Below are 549 nucleotides of genomic sequence, written 5' to 3'. Positions count from 1 at the left end.
CGCTCACCACCGGACAGGCGCTGATGGAACAGGGCCGGCTGAAAGGGTTTGATGTCCGTCAGGGGGAAGTGCGGATTGACGGACACGGCATGGACAGCACGCAGCAAAGTTACACCGATATTATCGCTCGCTCCGTGGCGATTAACGCCAAATTACACGCCCAGGACCTGAAAGTAACCGCCGGGCGCAATATTGTCGATGCGGCGCATCAGCAGATTGAGAAAAAATCGATTGACGATGAAAAGCACCCGGCGTTTGCGCTGGATGTGGCGGCACTGGGCGGCATGTACGCCCATAAAATCAGGCTGATAGGCACCGAAGCGGGGGTGGGGGTGCATAATGCCGGCAATATCGGCGCGTCTGCCGGGGAGGTCCATATCACCGCTGATGGCCGGATAGAGAACCGCGGCGCTATCAGCAGTCGTGACGCGTTGCAATTAACCAGTACCGCAAAGATAGACAATCAGGGCAAACTCCTGTCTCAATCGACGGCGACCTTGCAATCAGGCGAACAACTGAACAATAGTGGTCGGGTTGAGGCTCGGGGCA

At 57.2% G+C, this 549-nt stretch carries 1 protein-coding gene; it reads left to right on the top strand.

Annotated features, from left to right (window positions below; all coding sequences use genetic code 11):
- The coding region (locus tag EAE92_RS25625; RefSeq protein ID WP_214069875.1) for a two-partner secretion domain-containing protein at positions 1-549 on the top strand (549 nt) is incomplete at both ends.

The organism is Photorhabdus hainanensis (genome assembly GCF_018448965.1).
Lineage (GTDB): Bacteria > Pseudomonadota > Gammaproteobacteria > Enterobacterales > Enterobacteriaceae > Photorhabdus > Photorhabdus akhurstii.
Note: the sequence above shows the minus strand (reverse complement) of the source record. Positions and strands in the feature narration are given on the sequence as shown.